General features: G+C 67.0%; 23 protein-coding genes. 21 read left to right on the top strand and 2 right to left on the bottom strand.

Features of this window, described 5'->3' with window-relative positions; translation table 11 throughout:
• The first annotated feature begins 144 nt into the window (after positions 1-144).
• From ACD584_RS15370 to folK, 5 genes are all read left to right on the top strand, one after another.
• Positions 145-516 (top strand): BON domain-containing protein, encoded by a 372-nt coding sequence (locus ACD584_RS15370; protein WP_014508988.1) that lies wholly within the window; start codon positions 145-147, stop codon positions 514-516.
• Between the two features lie 539 nt (positions 517-1,055).
• Complete coding sequence (locus ACD584_RS15365; protein ID WP_076037198.1) at positions 1,056-2,867, top strand: CHASE3 domain-containing protein; 1,812 nt, start codon at positions 1,056-1,058, stop codon at positions 2,865-2,867.
• Complete coding sequence (locus ACD584_RS15360; protein WP_011038533.1) at positions 2,864-3,304, top strand: response regulator; 441 nt, start codon at positions 2,864-2,866, stop codon at positions 3,302-3,304. Before ACD584_RS15365 ends, ACD584_RS15360 begins: the two co-directional genes overlap by 4 nt.
• A gap of 3 nt (positions 3,305-3,307) precedes the next feature.
• Positions 3,308-4,810 (top strand): hybrid sensor histidine kinase/response regulator, encoded by a 1,503-nt coding sequence (locus ACD584_RS15355; RefSeq protein ID WP_070689663.1) that lies wholly within the window; start codon positions 3,308-3,310, stop codon positions 4,808-4,810.
• A gap of 92 nt (positions 4,811-4,902) precedes the next feature.
• On the top strand, positions 4,903-5,409 hold the full coding sequence (folK, locus tag ACD584_RS15350; protein WP_011038531.1) for a 2-amino-4-hydroxy-6-hydroxymethyldihydropteridine diphosphokinase: 507 nt from the start codon (positions 4,903-4,905) through the stop codon (positions 5,407-5,409).
• Positions 5,410-5,415: 6 nt separating this feature from the next.
• Here the strand turns inward: folK and ACD584_RS15345 are convergent, their stop codons facing one another.
• Positions 5,416-6,153, bottom strand: a complete 738-nt coding sequence (locus ACD584_RS15345; RefSeq protein ID WP_014508985.1) for a pteridine reductase — start codon at positions 6,151-6,153, stop codon at positions 5,416-5,418.
• Here ACD584_RS15345 and ACD584_RS15340 point away from each other — a divergent pair.
• Both ACD584_RS15340 and ACD584_RS15335 read left to right on the top strand, forming a co-directional pair.
• Positions 6,152-7,405 carry a class I SAM-dependent methyltransferase gene (locus tag ACD584_RS15340; RefSeq protein WP_014508984.1) on the top strand — a complete coding sequence of 418 codons (1,254 nt, stop codon included), beginning with the start codon at positions 6,152-6,154 and terminating at the stop codon, positions 7,403-7,405. The genes ACD584_RS15345 and ACD584_RS15340 overlap by 2 nt on opposite strands.
• Complete coding sequence (locus tag ACD584_RS15335) at positions 7,402-7,806, top strand: membrane protein (RefSeq protein WP_016944396.1); 405 nt, start codon at positions 7,402-7,404, stop codon at positions 7,804-7,806. Before ACD584_RS15340 ends, ACD584_RS15335 begins: the two co-directional genes overlap by 4 nt.
• A 44-nt stretch (positions 7,807-7,850) precedes the next feature.
• Here the strand turns inward: ACD584_RS15335 and ACD584_RS15330 are convergent, their stop codons facing one another.
• Positions 7,851-8,711 (bottom strand): 2OG-Fe(II) oxygenase, encoded by an 861-nt coding sequence (locus tag ACD584_RS15330; protein ID WP_076037197.1) that lies wholly within the window; start codon positions 8,709-8,711, stop codon positions 7,851-7,853.
• A 186-nt stretch (positions 8,712-8,897) separates the two neighbouring features.
• Here ACD584_RS15330 and ACD584_RS15325 point away from each other — a divergent pair, with 186 nt between their 5' ends.
• From ACD584_RS15325 to gspN, 14 genes are all read left to right on the top strand, one after another.
• Complete coding sequence (locus tag ACD584_RS15325; protein WP_175611684.1) at positions 8,898-10,376, top strand: hypothetical protein; 1,479 nt, start codon at positions 8,898-8,900, stop codon at positions 10,374-10,376.
• A 79-nt stretch (positions 10,377-10,455) separates the two neighbouring features.
• Positions 10,456-13,113, top strand: a complete 2,658-nt coding sequence (locus ACD584_RS15320; protein WP_076037195.1) for a TonB-dependent receptor domain-containing protein — start codon at positions 10,456-10,458, stop codon at positions 13,111-13,113.
• 158 nt (positions 13,114-13,271) lie between these two features.
• Positions 13,272-14,087: a type II secretion system protein N gene (locus ACD584_RS15315; protein ID WP_175611683.1), complete on the top strand. Its 816-nt coding sequence runs from the start codon at positions 13,272-13,274 to the stop codon at positions 14,085-14,087.
• Positions 14,084-16,156, top strand: coding sequence for a type II secretion system secretin GspD (gene gspD, locus ACD584_RS15310; RefSeq protein WP_076037193.1), 2,073 nt, complete (start codon positions 14,084-14,086; stop codon positions 16,154-16,156). The genes ACD584_RS15315 and gspD overlap by 4 nt, the downstream gene beginning before the upstream one ends.
• 4 nt (positions 16,157-16,160) lie before the next feature.
• Positions 16,161-17,660, top strand: a complete 1,500-nt coding sequence (gspE, locus tag ACD584_RS15305; protein WP_076037904.1) for a type II secretion system ATPase GspE — start codon at positions 16,161-16,163, stop codon at positions 17,658-17,660.
• Positions 17,647-18,843 carry a type II secretion system inner membrane protein GspF gene (gene gspF, locus ACD584_RS15300; protein WP_076037192.1) on the top strand — a complete coding sequence of 399 codons (1,197 nt, stop codon included), beginning with the start codon at positions 17,647-17,649 and terminating at the stop codon, positions 18,841-18,843. The genes gspE and gspF overlap by 14 nt, the downstream gene beginning before the upstream one ends.
• A gap of 26 nt (positions 18,844-18,869) precedes the next feature.
• Complete coding sequence (gene gspG, locus ACD584_RS15295; RefSeq protein ID WP_011038520.1) at positions 18,870-19,334, top strand: type II secretion system major pseudopilin GspG; 465 nt, start codon at positions 18,870-18,872, stop codon at positions 19,332-19,334.
• A 60-nt stretch (positions 19,335-19,394) separates the two neighbouring features.
• Positions 19,395-19,868: a GspH/FimT family pseudopilin gene (locus tag ACD584_RS15290; protein WP_043922212.1), complete on the top strand. Its 474-nt coding sequence runs from the start codon at positions 19,395-19,397 to the stop codon at positions 19,866-19,868.
• Positions 19,852-20,223, top strand: a complete 372-nt coding sequence (gene gspI, locus ACD584_RS15285; RefSeq protein ID WP_076037191.1) for a type II secretion system minor pseudopilin GspI — start codon at positions 19,852-19,854, stop codon at positions 20,221-20,223. The genes ACD584_RS15290 and gspI overlap by 17 nt, the downstream gene beginning before the upstream one ends.
• Entirely contained in the window at positions 20,223-20,822 is a 600-nt protein-coding gene (gene gspJ / locus ACD584_RS15280; protein ID WP_014508972.1) for a type II secretion system minor pseudopilin GspJ, read from the top strand. Before gspI ends, gspJ begins: the two co-directional genes overlap by 1 nt.
• Complete coding sequence (gene gspK, locus ACD584_RS15275) at positions 20,819-21,811, top strand: type II secretion system minor pseudopilin GspK (protein WP_076037190.1); 993 nt, start codon at positions 20,819-20,821, stop codon at positions 21,809-21,811. Before gspJ ends, gspK begins: the two co-directional genes overlap by 4 nt.
• On the top strand, positions 21,808-22,875 hold the full coding sequence (gspL, locus tag ACD584_RS15270; protein ID WP_076037189.1) for a type II secretion system protein GspL: 1,068 nt from the start codon (positions 21,808-21,810) through the stop codon (positions 22,873-22,875). Before gspK ends, gspL begins: the two co-directional genes overlap by 4 nt.
• Positions 22,872-23,324, top strand: a complete 453-nt coding sequence (gene gspM, locus ACD584_RS15265; protein ID WP_076037188.1) for a type II secretion system protein GspM — start codon at positions 22,872-22,874, stop codon at positions 23,322-23,324. Before gspL ends, gspM begins: the two co-directional genes overlap by 4 nt.
• Positions 23,321-24,037 carry a type II secretion system protein N gene (gspN, locus tag ACD584_RS15260; protein ID WP_076037187.1) on the top strand — a complete coding sequence of 239 codons (717 nt, stop codon included), beginning with the start codon at positions 23,321-23,323 and terminating at the stop codon, positions 24,035-24,037. Before gspM ends, gspN begins: the two co-directional genes overlap by 4 nt.
• The last annotated feature ends 322 nt before the right edge of the window (positions 24,038-24,359 follow it).

Raw genomic sequence — 24,359 nt, 5'->3', positions numbered from 1 at the left:
ACGATTCACCGCAACGCTGGGGAAGACCTGCATGGTATTGCACCCACCCGTGTGCGCCGGGTTCACGAACTCTGCATCCAGCGGTCACATCCGCGCGACGGCTGGGCCCGCAGACTCGCCCCACACCCAACGGAGGGTAATCGGATGAACACCATGACGCATGCACGCAAGTTGTTGGCTCTGTCGCTGTCGCTCGGTCTGACGCTTGGCGCGTCGCAGGCATTTGCCGCACCGCAGGAACACGCAGACCACAAGGATCATGCCGCCGGCATGAACGAGTCCAAGAAGCCGGTCACCGACACCTGGATCACCACCAAGGTGAAGGCCGATCTGCTGGCCACCGACAATGTGTCCGGCACCGACGTCAAGGTCGAGACCAAGAACGGCATCGTGACCCTGACCGGTAGCGTTGCCACCAAGGCCGAGCATGACAAGGCCGTGGCCGTTGCCAAGGGCATCGAGGGCGTCAAGAGCGTCAAGTCGACCGGCCTGAAGGTCACTGCTGCAAAGATGTAAGCAGCAGGCACGCATGCCGGGCCGGCCGAGGCGAGGCGGCTGCCCGACACGAGGCGCACTCTTACGGGAGTGCGCCTTTTTTTGTGCGTGGGATGTCGAAGGCGGAGGGCGGGCCATGCCTGCTGACATGCTGCGCATGCATCGGCGTTGCGTGAGGGTCTCCGCGCTGCCGAATGTGATGTTGCCGCGCGCCATGGCAGCCTGTGCGGAGGGCAGTGCGCCGGGACCCGCCACGCACACCTGTACCCGGGCGGCAATCTGCACGCGCTGCCACCGAGCAGCGCCATTTGTGCTGGCGCCTGATCGCCCGCCACGGCAGGTCTGAGGCGGTTGGTAGCAGGGCGTAGAGCACCTCTAATACCGCCGGTCGGCTGGGCTAGTTCTCGCGCCGTTTTCACGCGCGCTGCACTTATGATATGCCCATTCAGCTATGTCATGGACCGGCGCAGCTGAGCCTGAAGCATTCATTCCAATGCGGGTCTGATCGGGGACAATACGCCCTGCCTAGCCCACTGCCGCGAGCGGACACAGACCCCGTAATGCAAACACCGGTCCGAGAAGACGTTTGGGATCGCTGGCGCCTGCCGTTACTGGCGGTTGCCGTGTTTTTGATCGTGGTGGTGCCGTCGCTGCTGTTGCAGCAGATGGCCGCCAACGCCAATCAGGCGGCGGAGTGGGTGTCGCATAGCCAGGACGTGCAGGAGACCGCGCAGCGGTTGGAAGCGTCGATGCGCGATACCGAGTCGGCGGTGATGATGCGCTCGCACGGGGTGGATCGCCCGGTGCTGGTTGAGCGCATGCGCCAGGGCCGCACCGAGGCCATGAAGGCCATCACGCATCTGATCGCGCTGACCAAGGACAACCCTGGCCAGCAGGTGCGCATGGGGCGTATCCAGAGCACCATCGAGCGCCGCCTGTTGCTGGCCGAGCGTATCGCGGTGACACGCGCGCCGGAGCAGATCCGTGCACTGATCGAGGAGATGACGGTCAGCAACCCGATCCGCGAATTGATCGGCGATCTGCAGACCGCCGAAGGCCGGTTGCTGAGCGTGCGCAATGCGCGCGCCGAACGCGAGCGCCTGCATTACAAGGTGCTGAGCTGGGCCACGCTGGCGGTGCAGTTGTTGTTGCTGGGCACGGTGATCTGGTTGCTGCAGCGGCAGATCCGGCGCCGCCTGGCGGCCGAACAGGAATACCTGCGCGCCAGCGGCCGTGCCGGCTCGGTACTGCAGACCGTGCGCGAGCCGATCGTGTTGCTCGACGCACGCCAGCGCATCGTGCTGCACAACCCGGCGTTTGCCGAGCTATATGGCCTGGAAGAGCGCGGCAATGAGTTGATGCTGCTGGACGATGTGGGTGATGGCGCCTGGCGCGATCCGCAGATCCACCAGCGCCTGGCCGACGTGTTGCTGCGCGACCGCGAGCTGTGGGATTTCGAGCATGAGCAGCGTGGCGCCGACGGCGTGCTGCGCACGATGCTGATCAACGCGCGCCGCATGCCGCTGCCCGAGGATGGCGAGGAAGAAGTGGTGCTGATGACGGTCAGCGACATCAGCCTGCAGAAGGTCTCGCAGCAGCGCATCCAGGAGCTCAATCGACAGCTGGAAGGCAAGGTGGAGCAGGTCTCGGAGGTCAACCGCGAGCTGGAGGCCTTCAGTTATTCGGTCTCGCACGATCTGCGCGCGCCGCTGCGGCACGTGGCCGGCTTCTCCGACAAGCTGGCCCGTCATCTGGGCGATGCAGCCGACGAGAAATCGCGCCACTACATGGAAGTGATCAGCAGCTCGGCGCGGCGGATGGCCTCGCTGATCGACGACCTGCTGGTGTATTCGCGCCTGGGCCGCAGCGCCTTGCGTCTGCAGGCAGTGGACATGCAATCGCTGGTGGCCGAGACGCGCGCGATCCTGGATGCCAACGTGCAGAGCGAAAACACCGGCCACCGCGTGGACTGGCACATCGCGCCGCTGCCGGTGCTGATTGCCGACGAAAACATGATGCGCCAGCTGTGGATGAACCTGATGGGCAATGCCGTCAAGTACAGCACCAAGCGCGAGGTGGCCAAGATCCAGATCGGCTACGAGCCCATGCCCGACGGTGGCCACTATTTCACCGTGCGCGACAACGGCGCCGGCTTCGACATGGACTACAGCGGCAAGCTGTTCGGCGTGTTCCAGCGGCTGCACAAGGTCAGCGAATACCCCGGCACCGGCATTGGCCTGGCCAGCGTGCGCCGCGTCCTCGCGCGCCATGGCGGCCGCGTCTGGGCCGAAGGCGTCGTGGACGAGGGCGCCACCTTCCATTTTGTCCTTCCCCCTGCGCTTGAAGCGCCCAACCAAGAGTCCACCGTATGACCGCCATCCGTACCATTCTTCTGGCAGAAGACAGCCCGGCCGACGCGGAGATGGCCGTCGACGCGCTGCGCGATGCCCGTCTGGCCAATCCCATCGTGCATGTGGAAGACGGTGTGGAAACCATGGATTACCTGTTGCGGCGCGGCGCCTTCGCCAACCGCGAGGAAGGCCTGCCGGCCGTGTTGCTGCTGGACATCAAGATGCCGCGCCTGGATGGGCTGGAAGTGCTCAAGCAGATTCGCAACGAAGAATCGCTCAAGCGCCTGCCGGTGGTGATCCTGTCTTCATCGCGCGAAGAGAGCGACCTGGCGCGCAGCTGGGACCTGGGCGTGAATGCCTATGTGGTCAAGCCGGTGGACGTTGACCAGTTCTTCAACGCGGTCAAGACGCTGGGTACCTTCTGGGCAGTGATCAATCAGGCACCGGAGCTGGACTGACCAATGCCGCATGAGGGTGGCCAGCACGAACAGTTGAAGATTCTTCTGGTGGAAGATTCACCGGAAGACGCCGAGCTGTTGTCCGATCAGCTGCTGGACGCGGGCATCGATGCCGCGTTCGAGCGCGTGGACAGCGAGCCGTCGCTGCGCGCGGCGATGGAGCGGTTTCAGCCGGATATCGTGCTGTCTGACCTGAGCATGCCCGGGTTCTCCGGTCACCAGGCCTTGCGCCTGGTGCGCCAGAGTGGCGCCACGCCCTTCATCTTCGTCTCCGGCACCATGGGTGAGGAGACCGCGGTCAAGGCGCTGCAGGACGGTGCCAACGACTACATCATCAAGCACAACCCCACCCGCTTGCCAAGCGCGGTATTGCGCGCCATCCGCGAGGCACGCGCGGAGATCGAGCGCCAGCGTGTGGAAAGCGAATTGATGCGTGCGCAGCGCCTGGAAAGCCTGGCGATGCTGGCGGCCGGTCTGAGTCACGACCTGCGCAATATCCTGCAGCCGCTGCTGATCGTGCCCGACCTGTTGGCCGGGCGCACCGACGACCCCCAACTGCGCCAGCTGGCCAACGTGGTGGCCGAATGCGGCCGCCGTGGCCATGAGATGGCCGAGTCGATGCTGTCGTTCGTGCGCGGCTCCAACAAGCCGCGCGAGCAGGTGTCGGTGGCCAACCTGTTCCAGGCCGTGCAGATGCTGCTCAAGAGCAGCCTGCCCGATGGCGTGCGCCTGAAGATGGACATGGTGGTCTCCGACCTCACCATCGAAGCCAACTACACCGAGCTGCAGCAGTGCCTGCTCAACCTGGGCTTGAACGCGATCCAGGCGATGCCCGGTGGCGGTACGCTCACCTTGTCGGCCGAGCAGCACGACGGCACCCGCCTGCGCATGAGCGTGGCCGATACCGGCGTGGGCATGAGCGATGACACCCGCGCGCGCTTGTTCAGCCCGTTTTTCACCACCAAGACCGATGGCACCGGGCTGGGGCTGATTTCGTGCAAGCGCATCATCGAAAGCTACGGCGGCACGATCCTGGTCGACAGCCGCCTGGGCGAGGGTACGCGCTTTGACATGATCGTGCCGATGCGCGCGGCGGTGACGCCCACCACCGAGAGCGAGCCGCCGCTGGCGCTTGGGCACGGCCAGCGCATCCTGCTGGTGGACGGCGAAGCCACGCGGCTGTCGCTGCTGGGCAATGCGCTCTCCAGCCAGGGTTACCAGCCGCAGCTGGCCACCGATGGCGCTGCGGCGTTGCAACTGGTGCAGCAGCACGCCATGCCGGATCTGGTGATCATCGACAGCGACATCATCCTGCTATCGGCGGTGAGCGTGCTGTTGAGCATGCAGGAACTGGGCTACCAGGGCCCGGCGATCGTGCTGGAAGATGTCGGCGCGCCGCTGCAGCGTGCGCATCTTCCCCACGATATCCCGGTGCACGTGCTGCGCAAACCGCTCGAGATGCGCCGCGTGTTCCGCGCCGTGGCGCACGCACTCGAAGTGGCCTGAGCCGCGTTGCGCACGGCGGCGTGCGCGCAGCGAATAGCTGGCATGCGCGCAAGACGGTTGACGCTGACGCCGCCCGCATGCGCGAATATCGCATGACCACCGTGCTCCTCAGCCTGGGCAGTAACGTCCAGCCAACCCATTACCTGCGTCTGGCCGTCGAGGCCTTGCGCGCGCGTTTTGGCCCGATCGACGTCTCGCCGGCGTATCGCACCGCGGCGGTTGGTTTCGATGGCCCGGACTTCGTCAACAACGGCGTGCAGCTGCAGACCGATTGGGAGCTGCAGGCGCTGGACGACTGGTTGCATGCGCTGGAAGACCGCCACGGCCGTGATCGCAGCGGGCCGCGTTTCAGCGACCGCACGCTGGATGTGGACGTGGTGTTTTTCGGCGACCGCATCGTGGAAGGGCCGGGCCACCTGCGCGTGCCACGGCCCGAGCTCAAGCATGCGTTCGTGCTCAAGCCGTTGGCTGACATTGCGCCGGCATTCGTCGACCCGCTGAGCGGCAAGACCCTGGCGGCGTTGTGGCAGGCGCATCCGCAATACGGCAGCGCGTTCACCACGGTGGAACTGGACAACGCGGTGGCATTGCCGCAGTAACCGCGCTCAGCTGAGCCGGCGGCCGCCGTCCACGCGCAAGGTATGGCCGGTGATGAAGCTGGCATCGTCCAGCAACCAGCGCACGGCCTCGGCCACTTCTTCGGGCGTGCCGGTGCGCGCCAGCGGCGTGCGCGCGAGCAGTGCCTGCTTGGCGGCGTCGGCCTTGCCGTCTTCCGGCCACAGGATTGCGCCCGGTGCGACGGCATTGACGCGGACCTGCGGCGCCAGCTCCAGCGCCAGCGAACGGGTCAGCATTTCCAGCGCGCTCTTGGAGGCGCCATACAGCGGGTGCTGGCGCATGGGTTGTTCGGCATGCAGATCGGTGAGGTTGACGATGGCGCCGTGGTGCGCGCGCAACTGCGCCGCAGCGGCCTGTGCAATGAAGAACGGCGCGCGTGCGTTCACCGCGAACAACTCGTCCCATTGCGCCGGCGTGGCCTCGCCCAGCACGGTGGGATAAAACGCACTGGCATTGTTGACCACCGCGTCCAGGCGGCCGAATGCAGCCACACAGGCGTCCACCAGCTGGGCCGGTGCCTCGGGCGTGCGCAGGTCGGCCTGCAGTGCACAGGCGCTGCCCGCGCGCTGGGCGCATAGCGCCGCCACGCGCGCGGCCAATGCATCGCCGGAGCGGTGCGCATGCAGGGCCACGCGGTAGCCGGCGCCGTGCAGGGTGGTGGCGATCTGCGCGCCGATGCGGCGGGCGGCACCGGTGATCAGGACCACCTTGGAACTGTCTGTCATGGCGTACTCGCTCGGCGTTGCGAAAGGCTCGGCTATCCTGTGCATTGTCTCCGCAACCGGTGCCCGCATGCACGCCGACCTTCCCGTTCCCGATCAGGACGCACTGGCCCACAGCGATCAACTGGCCGCGCATTTGCGCGCCGAAATCACCGCCGCCGGTGGCGCGATTCCGTTCTCGCGTTTCATGGAGCTGGCGTTGTACGCGCCGGGCCTGGGCTACTACAGCGCCGGCGCGAGCAAGTTCGGTGAGAGCGGCGACTTCGTCACCGCGCCGGAGTTGGGCCCGTTGTTTGCCGCCACCGTGTCCGGTGCGCTGGCGCCGGTGCTGCAGCAACTCGGGCCGCAGGCACGTGTGCTGGAGGTCGGTGGCGGCAGCGGCGCGTTTGCCGAGGTCACGCTCAAGCGCCTGCTCGAACTGGATGCCTTGCCCGAGCGCTACGCCATCCTGGAGCCCAGCGCCGATCTACGCGAGCGCCAGCGCGAACGATTGGGACGCAGCCTGATCCCGCCGGTGTTCGACCTGGTGGAGTGGCTGGATGGCCCGTTCCCGGACGATTGGGACGGCGTGCTGTTCGCCAACGAAGTCATCGACGCATTGCCCACGCCGCGTTTCACCCTGCGCGATGGCGAGGTGTATGAAGAAACCGTGGTGCTGGATGCGCAGCAGCACTTCGCGCGTGGCGAGCAGCCGGCCGATGCGCTGCTGGGCGCGGCGGTGCGGCATCTAGAGCGTTACCTGGAGCAACCGTTTGCCGATGGTTACCGCTCGGAGTTGCTGCCGCAGTTGCCGTACTGGATTCAGGCGGTGGCCGGTGGCTTGAAGCGCGGCGCGATGCTGTTTGTCGACTACGGCTACCCGCGTGGCGAGTTCTACCGTGCGCAGCGCGAAGACGGCACCTTGCGCGCGTTCTATCGCCATCGCATGCACACCGATCTGTACCGCTGGCCGGGCCTGCAGGACCTCACCGCATCGGTGGATTTCACCGCGCTGGCCGAAGCCGGCACCGGCGCCGGTTTCGAATTGGCGGGCTACTGCACGCAGGCCAACTTCCTGCTTGGCAACGGGCTGGATGCGTTGCTGACCCAAGCCGATGCGCGCACTGACGAGGTCGGCCGCATGCGCCTGCGTCAGCAGGTCAAACAGCTCACCTTGCCCAGCGAGATGGGCGAACGTTTCCAGGTGATGGGCTTTGCACGCGACGTGGATTTTGCGCCGGCGTTTCTGGCGGGCGACCTGACGTGGCGGCTATGACGCAGGCGTTGCGGCCGTTTCGGCGGCCAGCGCTGTGGGTGGGGCTGTGGGTTCTGGCAATCCTGGTGGTGATCGGCGTGTGCCTGGGACCGCCGCCGGAGTTCCCGGAGCTGCCGTCCAATAGCGACAAGGCCGAGCATTTTTTGACCTTCGCGTTGCTGTGCTGGGGCGCAGTGCAGTTGTTCGCCACACGGCGTGCGCTGGTGTTCGCGGCATTAGGCCTGGTGTTGCTCGGCATCGGGATCGAGATTGCCCAGGGCGCGCTCACCACCAATCGCAGCGCCGATCCGTACGACGCGTTGGCCGACACCCTGGGCATCCTGGCCGGCCTGTGCCTGGCGTGGACGCCGCTGCGCCTGGTGATGCTGCGCATCGACCAACGCGTGTTCGGCAGCCGCTAACACCGCCACGAAAGCCCACGCATGCCGGCACGCTGCAGCACCGATCAGTTCGGTGCGTGCAGCGGGCGTTCGCGCAGCCATTTGGTGGCCACCCATTTTTCGCCGGCCAGCACCGGTGCGCCGGCGTGCAGGGTGCGTGTCATCGGATGTGGGCGGTCGTAGCTGAAAAACACCGCGTTGCCTTTCACCGCGGCCACGTCCAGATGCACATCGGGAAAGCGCGTGGCGCCGCCGCGTTCGGGCGTGTTGAGGTACATCACCAGCGAGGCGACGCGTTGCCCGCCGTGCTGCAACAGCACTGGCGTGCCGGGGGCATCTGGTTCGAAGTAATCGTAATGCGGCGCGTACTGCGCACCGGTGGCATAGCGCAGTACCTGCAGCCCTTCGCCGTGCTCCACCGGCCATTCCAGCAGCCGCGCAATGCGCGCTTCGATGCGTTGACATAACGCATCCTGACCCGGTTGCAGGGCCATGCTGTGGCTGGTGCGCGCAGCATGCACGATCTCGCTGCCGTCGCGGTTGTCCACGGTGCGCGAGCGCGCCAGCTGTGGGCGTGCCAGTGCGATCAATGCATCGCATTCGTCATCGGCGAGCAGGCCGCCCAGCACCACCACGCGCGGCAGCATCAGGCTGACCAGTACCTGCACCTGGCGATCGCCCAGATCCAGCAGCGACGACGCGTCGGCCTGCAGCGGTGCGGGCACGCGCACCGGCACCGGCAGGCCGTGCGTCTGCGCGTGTGCCTGCACATGCGCGCGTACCAGCGCTTCCACCGCATCGATGGCGTCCTGCTCGCTCCAGCCCGCTTCCAGCAGCGGTTGCAGCGTGTGCTCGGGCGGGTGTCCGGCGATGGCCTGGGCAATGATCCAGTCGCCCAAATCGGCGGGAATGGAGGTGTTTGTCATCCCGCTACAGTGCATGCCGACATGTGGCAGCTGTGTGTCAGCGTGTGTCGCGTAAGACAAATGCAACACACGCCCTCTATAAAAGTGACGGGGATCTTGAACGTGCTCTCCACTGCAGTGAGCGGAACGCAACCATTCTTGACGACTCCTCTTCATACCGGACCCTTTGACCTGGAGATCAGCCGCATGTCCGTTCGCAATAGCAGTAAAACCCTTCTCATGACCTTCGGCACCGCGCTGGCGTTGTCCGCCTGCGGTGGCGGTGCCGACCGTGTTGCTTCGCCGGGCGAAGGCGCGTTTCCGCCCGCACCGACCCCGACCCCGGCGCCCACGCCCGCACCAACGCCGGCTCCGACACCAACCCCGGCGCCGACCGGCCCGGCTGCAGATTGCCCCACCGGTTTTTCCAACGTCGGCACCATCGCCAACAACACGCTGCGCGCCTGCCAGTTGCCGGAAACCGTCAGCGGCAACCTGGTGGTGCCTGCGCGCGCCGGCACGGCGTATTCGATCAGCGGCCGCGTCAATGTCGGTACCGACCGTGGCGGTAACGCCACCGCGCCGGCCGCCGGCAGCGTGCAGGGCGTGCTGACCATCGAGCCGGGCGTGACCTTGTACGGTTCGTCGGGCAGCGACTACATCGTGGTCAACCGCGGCTCGCAGATCTTTGCCGAAGGCAGCGCCACCGCACCGATCGTGTTCACCGCACGCCAGGCGCTGGAAGGCCAGGTCAGTGCCAACACCATCGGTCTGTGGGGCGGCATCGTGGTGCTGGGTCGCGCAGCGATCAACAACTGCCCGGCCGCCACGGTGTCCGGTACGCCGGAATGCCAGGCGCAGGTGGAAGGCACCAACGCGTTCTACGGCGGCAATAACGCCACCGACAACAGCGGCACGTTGCGCTATCTGCGCGTGATGTATTCGGGCTTTGAAATCTCGCCGAACAACGAGCTGCAGGGCATCACCATGGCCGGCGTGGGCAGCGGCACGCGGATGGATTACGTGCAGATCCACAACAGCTCCGACGACGGCATCGAGTGGTTCGGTGGCACGGTCAACGGTAGCCACGTGGTCATCACCGGCGCCGACGACGATGCGCTGGATACCGATGCCGGCTGGAGCGGTGCATTGCAGTTCGGCATCGTGGTGCAGCGCGCCGGCGGCGGCGACCGCATGAACGAGTGGAGCAGCCTGCGTCGGCAGCCGTATTCGCGCCCGAAGGTGGCCAACTTCACCTACGTGGGCAATGCGCGTGCCGGTGCGGCGATCATGCTCAACCAGGGCACCCAGGCGGCGTTCTACAACTCGGTGTTTACCCGTCCTGCCGGCGGCACCGGCGATGGTCTGGTGTGCTTGAACATGGCCGATGCCGATACCGCCGGCGTGTTCCAGTCGGTGTTCTTCGCCTGCCCGACCGCCTTCGGCAGCGATGCGCGTGCAGCGACCTCGTTCGCGGCCGGCACCAACAACGTGGCCAACGGTGTGTCCACCTTGCAGAACACCTTCATCAACGGCGCCAACGAGTCTGCAGTGCCGGCGTTCCAGGGCCTGACCGGGGTGAGCAGCTTCTTCCAGCAGATCAATTACATCGGTGGCGTGCGTGATGCCAACGACACCTGGTGGCAGGGCTGGACCTGCGGCCTGACCGCCGACCGCCCCTGCTGAGGCCGGGCAGCGCGGAGCGGCATCCGGCCGCTCCGCGCTGCATCCACGCCTTCATTCTTCTGTTGCCAGGGCTCCCACGATGCGAACCTTCGCTGTTGCCCGTCTTTCGCGGACGGGCTTGTCTCTTTCCATTTCCGCTTTGCTCGCCTCCGGTGCAGCAATGGCGCAGTCCACCACCACCACCGATGCCGGCGGCGGCACCAGCAGCTCCAGTGCTGCCGCCATTGCGCCCAAGCAACTCGACCAGGTCGTGGTGCGCGGTGAATACATTCCCGAACCGATGCTGCAGACCTCCGAAGTGGCGTCGTTCGTCACCCGCGAGGACATGGAGCGCACCGGCGACAGCAGTGCCGCGGTCGCGCTGACGCGTGTCACCGGCCTGAGCCTGTCGCGCGGTAAATATGTCTATGTGCGCGGCCTGGGCGAGCGCTATTCCTCGGCGCTGTTCAACGGTTCGCCATTGCCCAGCCCCGAGCCGATGCAGCGCGTGGTGCCGCTGGATCTGTTCCCCAGCGACGTGCTGCAAAGCGTGACCGTGCAGAAGACCTATTCGGCCGATTATCCCGGCGAATTCGGCGGTGGCGTGATCGATCTGCAATCGATGGCCGTGCCGGAAAAACCGTTCTTTTCGCTCACCGTCGGTGGCGGCGCCAACAGTGTCAGTACTGGCGAGAAGGGCCTGACCTACTACGGCTCCGGCGATGACGAGTGGGGCTTCGACGATGGCGCGCGCAAGCAACCGGGCGCACTGCGTGATGCCATCGCCACCGGCCGGCGCGTGGACCTGGGCAGCTTCTCGCGCGAGGACATCCGCCGCATTGGCCGCAGCATGAACAACGCCAACCTGTATGTGCTGCAGGAGAAGGACAGCATCGATCCGGACGTCAATGTCGGCGCCAGCGCCGGCTACAGCATGGACATTGGCGAGGCCAAGCTGGGCATCCTGGCCGTGGCCAGTTACGACAACGAATGGCGCACGCGCACCGGCAAACAGCAGGACGGCATCTTCACCGGCGACACGGTGGAGTTCAATTCCAACTACGACTTCGCCACCACCCGCAACAACGTGCGCAGCAACGGCATGCTGGGCCTGGGCTGGGAATACGGCCGCCACACCATCGGCTGGACCACCTTGTACGTGCACGACACCTTGAAGGTGGCGCGCAGCCGTGACGGCCGCGATGAACTGGCCGGCTTCGATGTGCGCGACGACAACACCGAGTGGTACGCGCGCCAGCTGATCAACAACCAGCTGCGCGGCACGCATGCGTTTGGCGAGTACGACGATCTGAAGATCGAATGGCGTGCTGCGCTGGCCAACGCCAGCCGCGATGTGCCGTACGAGACCGGCATCCGTTACGAACTGCTGGACGGCTACTGGGCGCACGATGCCTCGCGCGTGCAGAACTACACGCGTTTCAGCAAGGTCGACGATAAAGTGGCCAGCGGCGGCGTGGACGTGACCTGGCGCCTGCCGATCGAGCACGACCTCACCGTCAAGGGTGGCCTTGCGTATCTGGACAACGACCGCACCGCATGGAATCGCGAGTTCCGCTTCCTGGCGCTGGACGGCCCGTTGCCGTTCTACAACCAGTACCAGCGCGTGGACTACCTGATCTCCGACTACAACCTCAGCAACGATTTCCTGCGCCTGCGCGAGACCACCGGCAGCTTCGGTGCGGCCGCCTACGACGCCACGCTCAAGGTCAAGGCCGCCTACCTGCAGATGGAAGGCGAGATCGTGCCGACCCTGCGTGCCACGGTGGGCGTGCGCTATGAAGACGCCACCCAGGCGGTGCATCCGTACGACATCTTCAGCGGCGCACGCCAGGACAGCGTGGCACCGTTGGAGAACAGCTACGCGCTGCCCTCGGCCACGGTGACCTGGAACTTCGCCGAGAACCAGCAGCTGCGCTTCGGTGCGTCCAAGACCATCGCGCGGCCGCAGTTCCGCGAGATGGCGCCGCAGCAGTATCTGGACCCGGACATCGACCGCCAGTTCTTCGGTAACCCGTTCCTGGTCGACAGCAAACTGGTCAATCTGGATGCGCGCTACGAGTGGTTCTTCGAACCGGGCGAGTACGTCACCGCTGGCCTGTTCTACAAGCAGATCGACAAGCCGATCGAAGCCATCGTCAATGACGCGCCCGGCGGCGGCATCGTGCAGAGCTTCATCAATGCACCGGAAGCCACCTTGTACGGCATCGAGCTGGAAGCCAAGAAGTATCTGGACCTGCCGATCGCCGCCAACTGGTGGGGCGACAACCGCATGTTCATCTCGGGCAACTACACGCGTACCAAGTCCGAGGTCAGCGCCAGCGACGGCGACACGGTGCAGCCGTTCGGGTTTGCCGCACCGGTGCAGGCGACCTTGTTCGTGCGCGATGGCAGCACGCTGCAGGGGCAGTCCGACGACATCGCCAACCTGCAGATCGGTGTGGAAAGCGAAAGCACCAACAGCCAGGCCACGTTGATTGCCAACTACGTGGGCGAGCGGATTTCCGCACGTGGCCGCCCGGGCCAGCCGGACTACATCGACAAGCCGGGCACGCAGCTGGATCTGGTGATCAAGAAGGGGCTGGTGTGGTCGGGCAACAAGCTCTCGCTGAACTTTGCCGCGCGCAATCTGCTCAAGACCAAGTACCAGGAATATCAATCGCGCGGCGGCAACCGCGTGGACCTGTACGAGTATCAGCCGGGCATCACCTATGACATCAGTGTGACAGCGCGCTTCTGATCTGCGCCAAGTGCCGATGAACGCAAACGCCCGCCCTGCCTCGCACGGCGGGCGTTTTGCATTGGCGGGTTGGCCGTGTGTGGCAATGCGTGTCATCACTTTCTTCGAACTGACACAATTCCGCCGCATTCTGTCATCCGACCGCAATCCTGAGACGGATGTCCGCTTTGCAGCGCGTTTCGCCCTCGTTGAATGACCTGATGTCGGCGCGCGCCGTGCGCACTGCCGCTGTCTGTGTGTTGCTCGTGCTGCTTGCCGTGCAGGGCGTGCGCCTGGTGTGGCTGCTGGTGACGCCGCTGGGCCCGCTGGGCACCGCACAAGGCAGCGCAACCACCGCTGCACCCTTGCCTGCATTGCAGCGCGACGTGTTTTTTCGCGCGCCCGCCGACAGCGGCGACCTCGGCCTGGTGCTGCATGGCGTGCGTGTGGGCGGTGCGGACTCAGCGGCGTACCTGAGTACCGGCGATGGCCGGCAGGGCGCGTATCGCATTGGCGATGCAGTGGGCCCGGGGCTGACGCTGCAGGCGATCGCAGCCGACCACGTGATGGTGCGTGCAGGCAGTGCACTGCGCCGGCTGCCGTTGATCGAACACGCTGCGGCGAGCGCGGCAATAACGGCACCATTGCCGGCGAGTGGCGCTCCCGCAGCAGCCGCGGCGGTGGCGTCCAATGTCGGCGCGCGTACGGCAGCGGCCGGCACCACGGCGGTCGACCCGCAGCAGCTGCTGCGCACCACCGGCTTGCGTGCCAACGCCGATGGCGGCGGCTTCACGGTGATGCCGCGCGGCGATGATGCGCTGTTGCGCCAGGCCGGCCTGGCGCCCGGCGATGTGCTTACCCAACTCAATGGCCGCACGCTCGACGCCGAACACCTGCGCGAGCTGCAGGACGAACTGCGCGATGGCCAGACCGCCACGCTGACCTACCGCCGCGACGGCCAGACCCACACCATGACCTTGAAGCGCCCGCAATGATCGTCGTCCGTCGCCCCTGGCTGTTGTCCGCCACCTTGTTGCTTGCGCTGCCGCCGTTGACGATGCTGCCGCTGCACGCCGCCGATGCACCGGCGGTGCGCATGCAGGACGTGGACCTGCGCGCCTTCATCCAGGATGTCTCGCGCGCCACCGGCATCACCTTCATCGTCGACACGCGCGTGCAGGGCTCGGTCAACGTAGCGCGTGCGCAGGCCATGTCCGAAGCCGACCTGCTGGGCATGCTGCTGGCGGTACTGCGTGCGAATGGCTTGATTGCGGTCTCCAGCGGGCCATCGACCTACCGCATCATCCCCGACGACACCGCCGCGCAGCAGCCCGGCAGCGCGGCCAGCGGCAATCTCGGCTTCGCCACCCAGGTGTTCACGCTGCAGCGCGTGGATGCGCGCAGCGCGGCGGAAATCCTCAAGCCGCTGGTGGGACGCGGCGGGGTGATCATGGCGATGCCGCAGGGCAATAGCCTGTTGATCGCCGACTACGCCGACAACCTGCGCCGCATCCGTGGCCTGGTGGCGCAGATCGACACCGACCGCGCCGCCATCGACACGGTGACGCTGCGCAACAGCTCGGCGCAGGAACTGGCACGCACGCTCACCACGCTGTTTGGCCAGGCCGGGGAGCGCAGCGCGGTGTTGTCGGTGTTGCCGGTGGAGAGCAGCAATTCGTTGATCGTGCGGGGCGACCCGGCATTGGTGCAGCGCGTGGTACGCACCGCACTGGATCTGGATGGGCGGGCCGAGCGCCGTGGCGATGTCAGCGTGGTGCGCCTGCAGCACGCCAGCGCCGAACAACTGCTGCCGGTGCTGCAGCAACTGGTTGGGCAAACCCCGGGTAACGAGGCGCAGCCCGGGCAAGAGACGCGCCCCACCGCCGTGGATGTGGCCGCGAGTGCTGGCGCTGCGCAGGCGCAAGTGATTGCACCGGCCGCCGGCAAGCGCCCGGTGATCGTGCGCTACCCCGGTTCCAATGCCCTGATCATCAATGCCGACCCGGAAACCCAGCGCGCCTTGATGGACGTGATCCGCCAGCTCGATGTGCACCGCGAGCAGGTGCTGGTGGAAGCGATCGTGGTGGAGATTTCCGACACCGCTGCCAAGCGTCTGGGCGTGCAGCTGCTGCTGGCCGGGCGCAATGGCACCGTGCCGTTGCTGGCCACGCAGTACAGCGGCGCGGCGCCGGGCATCGTGCCCCTGGCAGCTGCGGCCGCCGGCACGCGCAGCAATAACGGGGAAGACGATTCGGTACTGGAGCAGGCGCGCAACGTGGCCGCGCAATCGCTGCTCGGATTGAGCGGCGGGCTGATCGGCCTGGCCGGGCAAAGCAACGATGCGGTGTTCGGCATGATCATCGATGCGGTCAAGAGCGACACCGGCTCCAACCTGTTGTCCACGCCGTCGATCATGACCCTGGACAACGAGCAGGCACGCATCCTGGTGGGCCAGGAAGTGCCGATCACCACTGGCGAAGTGCTGGGCGCGGCCAACGACAATCCGTTCCGCACCATCCAGCGCCAGGATGTGGGCGTGGAGCTGGAAGTGCGCCCGCAGATCAATACCGCCGGTGGCATCACATTGGCGATCAAACAGGAAGTCTCGGCCATTGCCGGGCCGGTGAGCACGCAGTCCTCCGAGCTGGTGTTCAACAAGCGCCAGATCGAAACCCGCGTGGTGGTGGAAAACGGTGCCATCGTCGCGCTGGGCGGCTTGCTGGATCAGAACGACCGGCAGACCGTGGAGAAGGTGCCGCTGCTGGGCGACGTGCCCGGGCTGGGTGCGTTGTTCCGGCACAAGTCGCGCAACCGCGACAAGACCAACCTGATGGTGTTCATCCGCCCCACCATCATCCGCGACGCGGCCGATGCGCAGCGCATGACCGCGCCACGCTACAACTACCTGCGCGACCGGCAGCTGGCCGATGGCGACCCGGAAGCGGCCCTGGATGCGTTGGTGCGCGACTACCTGCGTGCACAGCCGCCACAGCTGCCGGCGTCCGCGCCCATCGCGCCTGCGCCGCAGGCGCCGGCACCCACCGCCGCGCCGCGCACGCGCTGACACCATGTCGACCACCACCCCCACGGCCACGCTGTCGTACGCGTTTGCCAAGCGCCACGGCGTGGTGCTGCTCGGCGGCGAGAGCGCCGCGCACGCACAGGTCGGCCTGCGCGCCGGCGGTGATGTGCAGGCCTTGATCGAAGTGCGCCGCGTGCTTGGCGTGCCGTTGCAGGTACGCACGTTGGAACCGGCGGTGTTCGACCGGCACGTGTCGGAAATCTATGCCGATGCCGGGCTGGAGCAGGGCATGCCTGTGGAAGCGCTGGACCTGCACGGCAGCCTGGATTCGCTGATCGAAGACATCCCTACCGCCGATCTGCTCGACAGCCAGGACGATGCGCCGATCATCCGCCTGATCAACGGCATCATCGCCGAGGCCGCACGCCTGGGTGCGTCCGACGTGCATCTGGAATCGTACGAGTCGCGCCTGCGCGTGCGCTTGCGCGTGGACGGGGTGATGCGCGAAGCGGCCACCTTGCCGGGGCGGATCGCGCCGTTGCTGGTCTCGCGCGTCAAGGTAATGGCGCGCCTGGATATCGCCGAAAAACGCATCCCGCAAGATGGCCGGGTGTCGTTGGCCATGGGTGCCAAGGCGCTGGATGTGCGCGTCTCTACCCTGCCCACCCGCGGCAGCGAACGCGTGGTGCTGCGTATCCTGGACAAGGAGCAGGGCACCTTGTCGCTGACCCAGTTGGGCATGCCCGCGGGTGTGATGGGCGCAGTGCAACGTGCGCTGCAGGTGCCCAACGGCATCGTGCTGGTGACCGGGCCCACCGGCTCGGGCAAGACCACCACGCTGTATGCCGGGCTGAGCCTGCTCAACGACGGTTCGCGCAACATCCTCACCGTCGAAGACCCGGTGGAATACGCCATCGACGGCGTTGGCCAGACCCAGGTCAATGCGCGCGTGGGCATGACCTTTGCCGCCGGCCTGCGCGCAATCCTGCGCCAGGACCCGGACGTGGTGATGATCGGCGAGATCCGCGATACCGAAACCGCGCAGATCGCCGTGCAGGCCAGCCTCACCGGCCACCTGGTGCTGTCCACCGTGCACACCAACGATGCGGTGGGTGCGGTCACGCGCCTGCGCGACATGGGCATCGAACCATTCCTGCTGGCCTCCAGCCTGCGCCTGATCCTGGCGCAGCGGCTGGTGCGCCGGCTGTGCACGCACTGCCGCACGCCACGGCCGCTGGATGCGGCCACCACGCAGATGCTGGGCACGTCGACCGATGCGGTGATCTACAGCGCCGCCGGCTGTGCGGCCTGTCACCACAGTGGCTACGCCGGGCGCGTGGGGATCTACGAAGCCATCACTGTCGACGACACGCTGCGCCGGCTGATCGGCGACAACGCCGACGAAGACGCATTGGCCGCCGCGGCCTTCGTACGTGCGCCACGGCTGAGCGACGCCGCGCGCGCGGCCGTGCTGCAAGGCGCGACCACGCTGGAAGAAGCCTTGCGCGTCACCCGTCAGGAGGACGAGGCGCATGGCGAAGTTTGATTACACCGTGCTGGATCTGCACGGCCGCAATCGCCACGGCGTGATCAGCGCCGACAGCGCGCGCAGTGCGCGCAGCTTGCTGGAGCAGCGCCAATGGGTGCCGTTGCGGGTGGAGCCGGCAGCGGCCACCGCGACGGTGCGCGCAGCGCGCTTCAGCGGCAAGGATCTGGTGTTGTTCACCCGCCAGCTCGCCACGCTGGCGGACACCGCACCGCTGGAAGAAGCGCTGCGCACCATCGGCACCCAGTCCGAGCGCCGCGGCGTGCGCGCAGTCACCGGGCAGACGCATGCATTGGTTGTCGAAGGTTTCCGCCTGTCCGATGCGATGGCGCGCCAGGGCACTGCCTTCCCGCCGCTGTACCGCGCGATGGTGGCGGCCGGCGAAAGCGCCGGGGCCTTGCCGCAGGTGCTCGAGCGCCTGGCCGACCTGCTCGAGCGCCAGGCGCAGGTGCGCAGCAAGCTGCAATCCGCACTGGTGTACCCGGCAGCGTTGGCAATGACCGCCGGCGTGGTGGTCATCGTGCTGATGACCTTTGTGGTGCCCAAGGTTGTGGACCAGTTCGATTCGATGGGCCGCGCACTGCCGTGGCTCACGCGCGCGGTCATCGCGCTCTCGCAGTTTCTGCTGCATGCCGGCATTCCACTGCTGGTGGCTGGCGTGATCGCGGCGGTGGTGGGTATGCAGTTGCGCAAGCGCCCGCCGGTACGGCTGGCGATCGACCGGGCGATCCTGCGCGCCCCGCTGCTGGGGCGCTTGCTGCGCGACCTGCATGCCGCGCGCATGGCGCGCACCCTGGCGATCATGGTCAACAGCGGCTTGCCGTTGATGGAAGGGCTGATGATCGCCGCACGCACCGTGGACAACCATGCGCTGCGCCTGGCCACCGACAGCATGGTCACCGCCATCCGTGAAGGCGGCAGCCTGGGTGCGGCGATGAAGCGCGCGGGCGTGTTTCCACCTACCTTGTTGTACATGGCCTCCAGCGGCGAAAACAGCGGGCGCCTGGCGCCGATGCTGGAACGTGCCGCCGACTATCTGGAGCGCGAATTCGAGTCGTTCACCACTGCGGCGATGAGCCTGCTGGAGCCGCTGATCATCGTGCTGCTGGGCGGCGTGGTGGCAGTGATCGTGTTGTCCATCCTGTTGCCCATTTTGCAATTCAACACCTTGGCACTCGGCTGATGGCAGCCGCGTATTCGGAGAGTCTCATGTCGCGTATGTCGTTTCGCCGCGTTTCCCCGTGCACCGCCTCGCGCCGTGCGGCGCGCGGGTTCACCCTGGTCGAGTTGATGGTGGTCATCGTCATCATCGGCTTGCTGGCCACGGTGGTGATGATCAACGTGATGCCCAGCCAGGACCGCGCCATGGTGGAAAAGGCGCGCGCCGACGTCGCCGTGTTGGAGCAGGCGCTGGAAACCTATCGCCTGGACAACCTCACCTATCCCAGCACCGAGCAGGGCCTGCAGGCCTTGTTGAGCGCGCCCGGCGGCCTGAGCCGGCCGGAACGCTACCGCCAGGGCGGTTACATCCGCCGGTTGCCGGAAGACCCGTGGGGTCACGCCTACCAGTACCGTCGTCCCGGGCGTAGCGGCGGCTTCGATGTGTATTCGTTCGGCGCCGATGGTGCCGAAGGCGGCGATGCCGACAACGCCGATATCGGCAACTGGCGCTGAGTCGCAGGGATGGCCGCGCGCGCGCTGGCATCGAGTGGCTCCCGTGCGCCGCAAACACGCATGCGCGCCGCGCTCCCGTGCGCGTGCAATGCACGGGGCTTCACCTTGCTCGAAGTGCTGGCCGTGCTGGTGATCACCGCGCTGGCCAGCACCGTTGTGCTGCTGACCCTGCCCGACACGCAGCGCACGCTGCCCGATCAGGCCGATGCGCTGGCCACCGCGCTGTCGCACGCGCGCGATGAGGCCATCCTGAGCCTGCGCATGACCGAGGTGGTGCTCAGCGCCGGGGGTTATGCCTTCCGCCGCCAGGCACGCGAGCGCTGGGTGGCGCTGGACCAGGTGCCGTTTACGCCCGTGCAGTGGCCGGAAGGGGTGCGCACGCAGCTGCCGGAGGGTGCGACGCAGGTGAGCGTGCGTTTCGACCCGACAGGCGCCGCCACGCCGCAGCGCCTGGCGTTGGGGCAGGGCCAGCAACGCGTGCAGGTGGTAGTGGATGCAGTGGGCACGGTGCGGGTCGATGCAGCGGCGCGCTGACACCCAGGCAGGGTTCTCGCTGCTGGAACTGCTGGTCGCGTTGGCGATCTTCGGCATGGCGGTGGTAGGGCTATTGAATCTGTCCGGCGAAAGCACGCGCACCGCGGTGATTCTGGAAGAGCGCGCGCTCGCGGCCGTGGTGGCGGAAAATCAGGCGATTGAAGCACTGCTTGCACCGGCGGCCGTTGCCGCGGCACCTGCCGCAGGGCAGGAATCAGCCGGTGCGCGCGGCTGGGACTGGAAGCGCACGGCAACACCGGCCGGGCAGGGCATGCTGCGCATCGCCGTCAGCGTGCGCGCGGCCGGGCAGGCGCAGGAATTGGCCAGCCTGCAGGTTGTGCGGAGTACCGAGTGATGCGCCTGCGCCGCGCCGCTGGTTTCACCTTGATCGAACTGCTGGTGGCGTTGGCGGTGTTTGCGTTGGTGGCTGCAGCGGCGGTGGGGGTGTTGCGGCAAAGCATCGAGCAGCGCGCTGCGGTGCAGGCGCGGCTGCAGCAGCTGCGCGATTTCCAGATTGCGCACGGCCTGCTACGCAGTGATCTGCAACAGGCTGCGGTGCGGCGCACCCGTGGCAGTGATGGCGTGCCTGCGCGGACTGCCTTTGTGGCCACACCACCCGGTGCACAAGGCCCCTTGCTGGCATTCGTGCGGCGCGGCTGGAGCAATCCGGACCAGGCGCCGCGTGCGTCGCTGCAGTACGTGGAATACCGGCTGGTGGAGGACCGGCTCGAGCGCAGCGCACGTCCAGCGCTGGACGGTGCAGTGACCGGCGCACCACAGGTGCTGCTGCGTGGCGTGCGTGCGGCCACCGTGGGGTTTCATTACCGCGCGCAATGGAGCGATGGCTGGAGCGGTGGTGTAGCGGCGCTACCGGATGCGGTGGCACTGGAGCTGGAAATGCAGGACTGGGGCCGCGTGCGGCAATTGTTCCTGGTGCCGGAGGGGCGCGAATGAGCAGGCGTGGGGGGGCTCGCCGGCAGCGCGGCGTGGCCTTGCTCACCGTGTTGCTGTTGGTGGCGGTGATGACCGTGCTGATGGTCGCGGTGCTGGATGACTTGCGCTTTGGCTTGCGCCGCAGCGGGAACGGCGAGGCCATGACGCAGGCGCAGTGGTACGCGCTGGGCAGCGAAGCGTTTGCGCGCCAGCGACTGCAGACCCTGTCCAGGCGCGACCCGCTGCGCACCACGCTGGACGGCGGGTGGGATGACCAGCCGCTCAGCTTTCCGCTGGAGGGCGGCAGCGTGCAACTGCGCCTGCGCGACCGCGGCAGCTGCTTCAACCTCAACAGCGTGGTGTTCGGCGCGGCCGAGCAATGGCAACGCAGCGAAGAAGGCGTGCGCCAGTACGTGGCCCTGTTGCGCACGCTGGGCATCGCGCCCGCGCAGGCCGATGCGCTGGCCGACGCCTTGGTGGACTGGATCGACAGTGACCAGCAACCCGGCGCACAGGGCGCAGAGGACGCCGCATATCTGCAGTCTGCGCTGCCGCTGCGCACCGGCGACACCTTGCTGGCGGGCGTGAGCGAACTACGCGCCATCGCCGGCTACACCCCTGCGTTGCTGACGCGCCTGCAGCCGCATGTGTGTGCGCTGCCGAGCGGTCGCCTGTCGCAGGTGAACATCAACACGCTGCGCGCCACCGATGCGGCCGTGCTGGTGGCCATCGCCGAAGGCACGCTGGACCTGGACGCGGCGCGCCGCCTCATTGCCGCGCGCCCGGCCGGCGGCTGGCGCGACGTGCAGGCGTTCTTCCGCCAGCCGGCATTGCTGCAGGTCACCGTGCCCGATGCAATGTACGAACAGATCGTGCTGCGCACCGAATATTTTTCGCTGTACAGCCAGGTCGATTACGCGGGTGCCGAGGTCATGCTGGAAGCGTTGCTGCAACAAGCGCCAGCCGGGCGGATCCGCCTGGTGGCGCGCCAATGGAGTTCCGATCAATGAGTACCACCTTGCTGTTGCTGCCGGCCGATGCAGGCACAGCCGCCACCGCCGTGCATGTGGATGCGCAGGGGCATGTGCGCATCCATGCCGCCGGCGCTGCGCCGCTCATACCCGCGGCGCGCACGGTGCTGGTGGTGCCGGGCACGCAGGTGCACTTGCGCTGGCTGGCCCTGCCCGGGCGCAGCCCGGCACAATCGTTGGCGGCCGCGCGCCTGCAACTGGCCGAGCATCTGGCCAGCGATGTCAGCACGCTGCATGTGGTGATTGCCGCCAACGCGCAGGCCGATGGCACGCGCCTGGTGGCCGCAGTGGAGCAGGCAACCCTGCAACAGTGGCTGGAACGTGCCGCGCAGCACAGCATCGTGCCCGATAGCGTGGTGCCGGAATGTCTGCTGCTGCCCATGGTGGACGCCGATGCGCCACCGACGGTTGTGCAGTGGGACGGGCGTTGGCTGGTGCGTGGCGCACGCCTGGCCTGCAGCCTGGAGCCGGAGACCGCGCAGCTGGTGCTCGACGCACAGGGCCATCCGTCGCCGCTTCCGCCTCTGGATGATCCAGCGCAGGTCATTGCCGTCTTCGCCCGCCATGTGGCGCAGGCACCGATCGAATTGCGGCAGCATGCCTTCGCACGCGCCACGCCGCAGCGGCGCGGGCTGACGCCGCGCAGGCTCGCATGGCTTGGCGTGTTGCTGCTGATCTCGCCGCTGCTGTTGCTGGGTGCGCAGGCACTGCGTTATGAGATCGGCGCGCAGCTGTTGCAGCGCCGCGCTGTGGCGGTGCAGGGCGTGCAAGCCACCGGCGCAACGCCGGTGTCGGCCGATGCGTTCGCAGCGCAGCTCGCCGCGGTGATCGCCGCGGTCGATAGCGTGCCCGGCGCCGAGCTCGACACCCTTGCGTATCAGCAAGCGCAGCCAGTGCGCGCAACGCTGGTGCATGACGATGACGCGCAATTGCAGCAATTGCTGGCACGCTTGCGCAGCGCCGGCTGGCAGGTGCGCCCGGCCAGCAGCCAGGCGGTCGAGACCAGGCTGCAGACCCCCTTGGAATTGGAGCCACCCCGATGACCGCCTTGCGACACCGCAGCCATCGTTGGTGGCAACAGCGCGCACCGCGCGAGCGCGTGATGCTGGCCGTGATGGGCGCGGCAATCGCCGCCTTCATCGCGTGGTACGCCATCCTCGTGCCGCTGCGGCAGTGGCGCAGCACAGCGCAGGGGCGCTATGACACCGCCGCGCAAGCCCTGCTCGACGCACAGGGCCGGCAACGCAGCGCGGTGGTGACCTTGGCGGACATCCTGCAGGCCGCACGCGATGCTGGTGTTGCCATTGGCCCTGCGCCGCGTGCGGTCTCCGGCGCAGTCGAACTGCAGATCGATGCCGTCAACAGCCCGGCGTTATTCGCTTGGCTGGAACGCCTGCGCACTGCGCATGGCTTAGCCCCCACGCAACTGCAGATCACCCGCCACGCGCAGCAGTTGCAGGTGCGCTGTCGCTTCGAGGGCATCACGCCATGAGGCTGCTGCGCTGGTCGTTGCTGGTGCTCGGTGTGCTGATCGCCATTGTCATTGCCACCTTGCCGTTGCGGTGGGTGCTGCCTGCACAGTCGCTGCCGATCGCGGTGCTGGAGGCGCAAGGCTCGATCTGGAACGGCAGCTTGCGCGGCGTCACCTGGAAGGCGCAGCCCATCGGCGATGTGCAGGTGGCCCTGCAGCCGTGGCCGCTGGTGCGCGGCGAGCAGCGCGTGCGGCTCGCCACGTCCACGGCAGCGCTCATCGCCCTGCGCGGTGCGCGCCACGGCATCGACCAAGGCAATGGGCGCGTGCTGCTGCGCCAACCCGGTGGCATCACCTTGCTGGATCTGGCAGTGGACCTGCGGCAGGTGCAGGCCGTGTTCGACGCCACCCGCTGCGTACAGGCCGCAGGGGAGGTGACCGTGCAGATCGTGCCAACCAGCGCCGGTGAAGCGGCCGGCCTGCTGCCGCTGCGCCTGCGCGGCAGCCCGCGCTGCAATGACGCTGCGGTGAAACTTGCACTGCAGCCCGATGGCGGCATGCCCGACGGCATGCAGCTCAGCGCCGAGTTGCGCCTGCAGCGCGATGGCCGCTGGCAATGGCGCACCCAGGTCGACCCCGGCAGCGACACCGCCCTGCACCTCGGTCTGCAATTGCTGGGGTTTGTGCCAACGCAGGAGCGCCGCCTGCTTCGTGTTGATCAGGGCACGCTGTAACGGCGCGCCATCCACGTAGCCGGCTGCACGTTTTCTACCGATGGGATGGAGGACGGACGCACCCCTGCCAGACAGCGCGCTGGTCTGTGCAGCGGCTGAATTGGTCTGCTTCCACTCACCTTGAGTGGCCGCGATACGCCAGCCAACGCCATAGCTCGAAGGGCTAACCGTCCCGTCTCCTCACTGACCTTCCGTAGCTACCCATCCCTTTCTTTGGGCGCGGCGCCATGACAGATGACAGGCCTACCCGTCGCGTCCGGGCACAGGGCTGGTATGCCGACGCCGATTGGTACTATATTGGACCTAACGAATCCTGCCAGGT

Source organism: Xanthomonas sp. NCPPB 2922 (assembly GCF_041520885.1).
Classification (GTDB): Bacteria; Pseudomonadota; Gammaproteobacteria; order Xanthomonadales; family Xanthomonadaceae; genus Xanthomonas; species Xanthomonas campestris.
Note: the sequence above shows the minus strand (reverse complement) of the source record. Positions and strands in the feature narration are given on the sequence as shown.